The sequence below is a fragment of the Candidatus Syntrophosphaera thermopropionivorans genome (genome assembly GCF_004353895.1).
GTDB lineage: Bacteria > Cloacimonadota > Cloacimonadia > Cloacimonadales > Cloacimonadaceae > Syntrophosphaera > Syntrophosphaera thermopropionivorans.
The window spans coordinates 71475-79133 of sequence record NZ_SMOG01000005.1; the positions used below are offsets into that span (position 1 = coordinate 71475).

Here is a 7659-nt window from a genome sequence, read left to right on the forward strand (position 1 = left end):
CATCTATTTATAAAAGTAAAATCATCTAACTCTCTAAAATTGAAATGATTGATAAATCACTTGACGGAAAGAGGGTTATGGAAAAAATTCCACATAATAACCCCCAAATCAAAAAAAGCATATAGTATGAGGAGGTAAATTGAGTAATTATTTTATGGAGACTCACCACCATGAATGGATTTTGACCAATAAGCTTGGTGGTTATGCTTTAGGAACAGGAAATCTGATAAATCAGCGTAAATATCATGGCCTTTTGATAGCCAGTGACAAAGATTTTCAACGCTATCATCTAGTTGCAGGAATGGAAGAAAAAGTTGAATGGCGTGGTCAAACTCTATATTTAGATAGTAATAATTATAGCAACTGTATCTATCCAGAAGGATTCTTATGCCTGGTCAAACCCTGGCTGCGTCCTTATCCTATATTTCTTTATTCCGCTTTACCTCATCAAAATGATATCCTTATACTCAAAGAACTTATGATGGATGAAGATAGCAATACTATCCTGGTAAAATACACCAATTTGGGACATCATAAACTGCATCTCACCTTGCTCCCAAAATATACTATGACCCCACATCACGAACTTAATGCTCCAGGAAGTCTGGATAGGGAAGTCTTTGATACAGAATTCAATAATATAGATGATAAATGTTCCTTTAATGTAGTCCGTCCCAGCAATGGTTTAAGGGTTTTTGGATGGATGGATAAAGGAGAGGTTGATTATAAAAGATTAACTTACTACAATGTTTTTTACCCCTGGGAAGTTATGAGTGGTTATGCAGGTATAGGAGATCAGATAGCATTTTTTGAACTGAACTTTTCTTTAGCTATAGGAGAAAGCCGATTCCTGCTTTTTTCTGACCAGCCAATCAAAAATCCAGAAAAGCTGATTAATTCAATTGAAAAGCGTTATGCTGCTCTTCCTAAACCTAAAGATTATCCTACCGTTCCAGATAAAGATGATACTCTTATCAGCAAACTTGATTTTGAAGATAATTTCCTTTTCTCCTATGAAGACTATTTAAAGATTTTGGAATTTGCTCTGAGAGATTTTATATCCAATAATGATATTGTTTCCGGTTATCCTTTTTACGGTCCCTGGGGTAGAGATACAATGATCGTTCTGAATACCCTCCTTCATATGCCCAATTATCTTGATTTAGTAGAAAAGATACTGAATAAATATAAGAACCAAATGCAAGATGGTTTAATCCCTAATATGCTCAAGGAATCGGGAAGAAATACCAATTACGATACGGTTGATGCCACTCTCTGGTATGTTATCCTTCTCTGGAAACTGGGAAAATACAAACAGGATATAGCTTTCTGGAAGAAAAGTATTCGGGTTATAGAAGAAGTGCTGGACTATATCCTAACCAATACTAAATATCCCTTCTTTATCAGAGAAGATGGATTAATAGAGCTTAAGGAAGAATTTGCTCATGCCACCTGGATGGATGTTCGCATTGATGGAAGAGCAGTAACACCACGAAATGGTGCACCCGTGGAAATTAATGCACTTTGGTATAATGCTATCTGTTGCTATGCATCTATGTGTGAAGAATATACTAAATTATCTGGCATATCCTATCCACCTCAAGAAAATGTGATAAAGCTTAAAGACATGGTATACGAATCTTTCCAAAAATTCTGGATAAATGGCTATCTGGCAGACAGATTATTAGGAGATGAACCCGTAGAAGAAATTAGACCCAACGCTGTTATTGCTTTAAGTCTTCCCTGGCAATTGATAGATAAAGAAAAGATGGAACAAGTTTGGCAAGTTGCCTATAACGAACTTTACACACCTTATGGACTACGCACCTTAAATCCAAAGAATTTCCGTTTCCGTAAGAAATATTATGGAACTCAAAGAGAAAGAGACCTTGCTTTCCATAATGGCAGCGTTTGGGCATGGCTTTTAGGTGCTTTCTGTGGTCTCTATCTTAAAATTCATAGAGACACGATGTCTGATCAAGAATTAGCAGAAAAATTGGGAGAATTCATTTCCACTTTCCGTTATAGCTTTATGAGAGGTCATATTGCCACTATTGCAGAAGTCTGGGATGGTGATCACCCCCATTTTCCCAAAGGTGCACCAGCAAAAGCTATCAGTGTGGCTGCTTTATATAATATAGAATCCTATATAGCTACTTTAAAAGGTATCATCACTCCTCTTCAAAAGAAACCAGTAACCAGAAAGAAAACATTGCAAAGGAAAAGAAAATGAAAGTCTTAATGTTCACCTGGGAATTTCCCCCTTTAATTGCTGGCGGTTTAGGAATGGCTTGCTATGGAATGGTTCGTGCCCTTCTTGGTCTTGGTATAAAAGTTGATCTTGTCCTCCCTACTAAAGAATTAGTGTATTTTCCTTTAAGAGAGCCAGACGATGTTGACAAACTTCCAGCTGTATTCCTGGACCCCAAAAAGCATACAGAATATATCAGTCATAAATTCCTAAATATAGAAGAACGTCTGGATTATATTGGTGTAACTGTCCATCCTGAAACCTATCTTCAATTGGGTGAAGTCCAAAAATTTGTTAAAGCCATCAAAAAAGAATATCAAAGAGAAAGCATAACTCAGGAAGAAAGAGAAATCTGGGAAGAACTTACTGCTCATCTAATGGGTGATGAAGATATCTTTAAAAAAGTGCAAGAGTATACTATACGTGCCGAAAGATTTGCGCGAGAACTGGATTTTGACCTAATACATGCTCATGATTGGTTAACCTATCCAGCAGGAATGCTTGCTCGTAGCATTTCAGGCAAACCATTAGTGGTGCATATTCATGCCACAGAATATGATCGAGCTGGAGGTCCTGGTAATCCCAGAGTTCATAGAATTGAAAGAGCAGGAATGATGTTTGCGGATAAAGTTATTGCTGTTTCCCAATATACTGCTCAGATGGTGATGTCTCATTACAGAATAGATACAGCTAAAATCAGTATTGTGCACAATGCTTTTTCTGTCTCTGATGAATATCATAGAACTAAAAAACGCATTTTCAAAGGACCGACTATCCTTTTTCTCGGAAGGATAACCCTTCAAAAAGGTCCAGATTACTTCTTAGAAATGGCAAGTAAAGTCCATAAAGTCCATCCTGAAGCTCATTTTATTATGGCAGGAACAGGTGATATGGCACGAGAGCTACTTTATAAATCAGCTGCTAAGAAATTGGGAAATAAATTTCTCTTTACTGGTTTTTTGAATAGGCAACAGGTAGAAGATATCCTTCGTGCTTCTGATATCTTTGTTTTACCTTCAGTTTCTGAACCTTTTGGAATCTCACCTCTGGAAGCAATGGCTTTTGGAGTGACGGCAATTATCTCCAAACAATCTGGAGTGGCAGAAGTAGTTAATCATGCCTTTAAAATAGATTACTGGGATGTAGATTTAATGGCAGAAACAGTAAATCATCTGATTGAAAATCCAGATCTTTGTCGCAAAATCGGTTTAGAAGGTATGGAAGAAGTTAATAAAATCCACTGGAATGATTCTGCTGAAAAGATTCGTCAAATCTATTCTTCCACCCTTTCTGAATATTTAAAAAGTAATCCCTAATAGGTGATAAAATGTTATATGTAGTATTTTACTTTCAAGTGCATCAACCCTATCGTTTGCGTCATTTAAATGTATTAGATATTGGTAAAGGTGTAGATTATTTTGATGAACATCTGAATAGTCAGATTATGCGTAAAGTCACTGAAAAGTGCTACCTTCCTACTAATAAACTGCTACTTGATTTAATTCATAGATATGAAGGTCAATTTAAAGTAGCCTTTTCTTTAACCGGAACAGCTATTGAACAGATGAAAGCTTATAGTCCTGAAGCCTTGGATTCTTTTAAGGAATTGGTTGATACTGGCTATGTGGAACTCTTAGGAGAGACTTACTATCATTCTCTTGCTTTCTTGTTTGATACCAATGAGTTCTTAGATCAAGTGGCTATGCACCGAGATTTAATGAAAAGTGAGTTCGGTTATTACCCTGAAACCTTCCGTAATACTGAGCTTATCTATCAGGACAGCCTTTCAGACCTTATCTATGAAATAGAAGGATTTCATACCATTCTCACGGAAGGTGTAGATAGAATTCTGCAATGGCGTTCTCCACTTTATACCTATAAAAACTATGCCAAGACTATCAACCTGCTTTTAAAGTATTATCAATTGGCAGATGACATCGCCTTTCGTTTTTCCGATAGAGATTGGCCCGAATATCCTTTAACTGTAGATAAATTTGTGAACTGGATTGATCGTCTCACTTTATCCGAAAAAGAAGGTAGGAATCTTTTCTTAAATCTCTTTATGGATTATGAAACCTTTGGAGAACATCAATGGGCTGAAACTGGTATTTTTGATTTTATGCAGCACTTCCCTGAAGAAATTCTGAAGAGACCTCATCTGGGTTTTGCTAATCCTAAAGAAGCATATAAACTGGCTAATTATCAACAGGAAGCTCTTTCTTTTCCAGAACCAGTTTCCTGGGCTGATGTGGAACGAGACCTTTCTGCCTGGCTCTCTAATGATATGCAACGCAATGCCATTGAAACTTTGTACAATCTGATTAACCTTATCCGTCAAAAGGGAGATGAAAAACTCTTGGAAATCGCTCGGAAATTGAGCACTTCAGACCATTTCTATTATATGTGCACTAAATATTTCCAGGATGGAGATGTGCACAAATATTTTTCTCCTTATGATTCACCCGATCAAGCTTATATTTACTATATGAATGCTCTGGCAGATTTAGAAGAAAGGCTGCAATAAGGTGCAAAAATGAAAGGAAAAGTGATGGTATTGGAGGATGATACTGTTCTTGCTGAACAGATTGCACTTATCTTAAAAAATAACGAATATGAAGTGCAATTAGCTTCTAACTCTGATACCTTTTTTGCTCAACTAAGAACTTTTAAACCAGATGTAATCTTAGTAGATGTTTTTCTGGTTGGAAGTCGCCTTAATGGAATACAGGTGCTGAAATACATTAAAGAAAATCTGGATTTCAATTATAAGGTGATAGTTATTTCAGGAGAAGTTACTACAGAGCAAATTCGTCAGATAAGGGAATTGGGTGCTTATCACTTCCTGGAAAAAGGTCCTAATTTCAACATTGAGCAACTTCTATTTCATATTGATAATGCTATTAATCTAAAAAGACAAGAAGAACAGAATTTAGACCTCCAGATAGAATACCTAAATCTTAAAAGACAATTCACTCAGGCTTTTCCTTTTATCGGTGAAAGTGCAACCATCAATAAAGTTCGCAATCAATTAATTAAATTTGCTGAAGCAGATGAAGATGTGCTCATCCTGGGAGAAAATGGAACTGGAAAGGAAGTGGCAGCAAACTTTTTCTATATCAATTCCCGTCGTTTTGGTAAACCTTTTCATACCATTTTCTGTAGTGCACTCAATGAATCCATTATTGAAAGAGAACTCTTTGGACAGGAAAAAGGAATTAACGGTCTCTCAGATAGACCCTATATAGGACTTTTTGAAAAATGTTCAGAAGGAATTCTCTTTTTAGACGAAATCACTAACCTTTCTCTGAACGCTCAAGCTAAAATTTTACGAGCCATTGAAAATAAAGAAATTCATGTCGTTGGTGGTTCAGTTAAAAAAGTTAATACTCGTCTTATCTTAACTTCAAATACAGATATAAAAACCTTTTCCGATCCTTCTCGTTTTCGTAAAGACTTCTTCTATCGCATTGAAGGAAATATAATCCAGATCCCACCATTAAGAGAACGGGGCGATGATATAATACTTTTAATGAATTATTTTATCAATAGCTATGCGGACTATTATCATCAAAGTGACCATCTGGAATTAAATAGCATAAAAGATGAACTCCTTACCTATAAATGGCCCGGAAATGTACGAGAATTGAAGAATTTCTGTAAATATATCTGTATTAATGAACGGGAAATTAATAATCAAACCATACTCCGTCATCTGCATAACAAGATGATTCAGTCTATAAACGAGACTACTACTGGAATGGAGAAGTATTTTTATATCCATAATCTTAAACATAGCACTGCTGCATTTGAACGGGATTATATCCTGCATTTCTTGAAAGAGAACAATTATAGTGTAAGCAAAACTGCTAAAGTTATAGGACTTGAAAGAACTACTCTCTATAAAAAGATTAAAGCTCTTGGCTTGAACAATGTTTTACGAGAAAATTGAGCTATGAAACATAATCTTGGACTGAAAATACTCGCTCTGGCTGTTGCTATCATTATCTGGCTGCAGATTATCCTAATGGATGAACATCAAAGCAAGGTCAATCTTGAGCTCAGACTTGTTCAATCCACTACTGCAGATACATTAAGACCCCAACCTAAAAAGATTCTCTGTCAGGTTCAAGGAAAGGGGTTGGATATCTTAAAACTTTATTTTTCCCGTGTTTATGTAGAAATGAGTGCCTCTGATTATTGGGCAGGAAATGATAAAAACTTCCGTATCGTGAATATGCCCGAGAACATTAAAGTTAATTTTATAAATGTTATTCCACCTCCTCCATATGAAAACTTAAAAGCTGAAGATTTAGCTAAAGTATCAAACAAGGAAAGTGAAACAACTACTATAAGTGACCAAGAAAAAACTGAAGAATTAAGTCCACCAAAAGAAACAACCATTATAGATAGTCAGGACCCTATAGTTACCAGAATTTTATATGAATTACCAATATCATCCCCTCGGAATTTGAAAATTTTCCCACCTAAAGCTACCCTAAAAGTTCAAGGAAAAGCTTCTTTACTTGCACGTTTACCGCAAGGAATATCCATAACTATCTCTCCTACCCCTGATAATGAAGGATACTACACTGTTTATGCCTCAGTTCCGGAAAATGTGACTATTCTGGATATAACACCTCAAAAAGTCCGTGTTATTAAATGAATGCCATTCTCGCTTTTGAATCCTCTTGTGATGACACCGGAGTAGCAATAGTTGATACCGATTATAATATTTTAGCTAATGTAGTCTCCACTCAGTTAGACCATTCTTTATTTGGTGGTGTTCTTCCCGAACTTGCTTCTCGTCTTCATCTAAAAAATATTGTTTATCTCACGGAAGCTGCCTTTAAACAGAGTAATCTTTCCCCTGCTGAAATTTCTGCTGTTGCCGTATCCATCAATCCAGGATTAATAGGGTCTTTAATAGTTGGACTTTCCTTTGCTAAAAGTCTTGCCTGGAGCTGGGAGAAACCTTTAATCACGGTTAATCATATGCTGGCTCATATCTTTGCAAATTTTTTAGAGCATAAATCTATCCAACCATCTTTTTTGGCTTTAGTGGTATCTGGTGGACATACTGAATTGGTCTATTTTTCAACTTTAACCGATTTTGAGATTGTAGGAAAAACTCTGGATGATGCCGCAGGTGAAACTTTTGATAAAACGGCTAAACTTCTTGATTTGGGCTATCCTGGAGGTCCTATTATAGATTCTTTAGCCAGGAAGGGAAATCCCGAGTTCTTTCATTTCCCACGTGCTCTAAATCGTAAAAACAACTTCAATTTCAGCTATAGTGGTCTAAAAACTGCAGTTCTGGAATATCTAAGTCGTCATAAACCAGAATATATAGAAGAACATAAAGCTGATTTAGCTGCTTCAATCCAGCAAGCTATCATAGATCCTCTCAT

At 36.2% G+C, this 7659-nt stretch carries 6 protein-coding genes; all 6 read left to right on the plus strand.

Features of this window, described 5'->3' with window-relative positions:
- Positions 1-139 precede the first annotated feature (139 nt).
- Positions 140-2233 (plus strand): amylo-alpha-1,6-glucosidase, encoded by a 2094-nt coding sequence (locus tag E0946_RS03100; RefSeq protein ID WP_133201006.1) that lies wholly within the window; start codon positions 140-142, stop codon positions 2231-2233.
- Entirely contained in the window at positions 2230-3567 is a 1338-nt protein-coding gene (locus E0946_RS03105; RefSeq protein ID WP_133201007.1) for a glycosyltransferase, read from the plus strand. The genes E0946_RS03100 and E0946_RS03105 overlap by 4 nt, the downstream gene beginning before the upstream one ends.
- 11 nt (positions 3568-3578) lie before the next feature.
- Positions 3579-4775: a glycoside hydrolase family 57 protein gene (locus E0946_RS03110; protein ID WP_133201008.1), complete on the plus strand. Its 1197-nt coding sequence runs from the start codon at positions 3579-3581 to the stop codon at positions 4773-4775.
- Positions 4776-4784: 9 nt separating this feature from the next.
- Complete coding sequence (locus tag E0946_RS03115) at positions 4785-6200, plus strand: sigma-54-dependent transcriptional regulator (RefSeq protein WP_133201009.1); 1416 nt, start codon at positions 4785-4787, stop codon at positions 6198-6200.
- A 3-nt stretch (positions 6201-6203) separates the two neighbouring features.
- The gene (locus E0946_RS03120; RefSeq protein ID WP_133201010.1) at positions 6204-6914 is read left to right on the plus strand and encodes a YbbR-like domain-containing protein; all 711 of its coding nucleotides are present in this window, start codon (positions 6204-6206) and stop codon (positions 6912-6914) included.
- Positions 6911-7659: tRNA (adenosine(37)-N6)-threonylcarbamoyltransferase complex transferase subunit TsaD (gene tsaD / locus E0946_RS03125; RefSeq protein ID WP_133201011.1), on the plus strand; the 749-nt coding region annotated here is incomplete at its 3' end. The genes E0946_RS03120 and tsaD, both read left to right, overlap by 4 nt.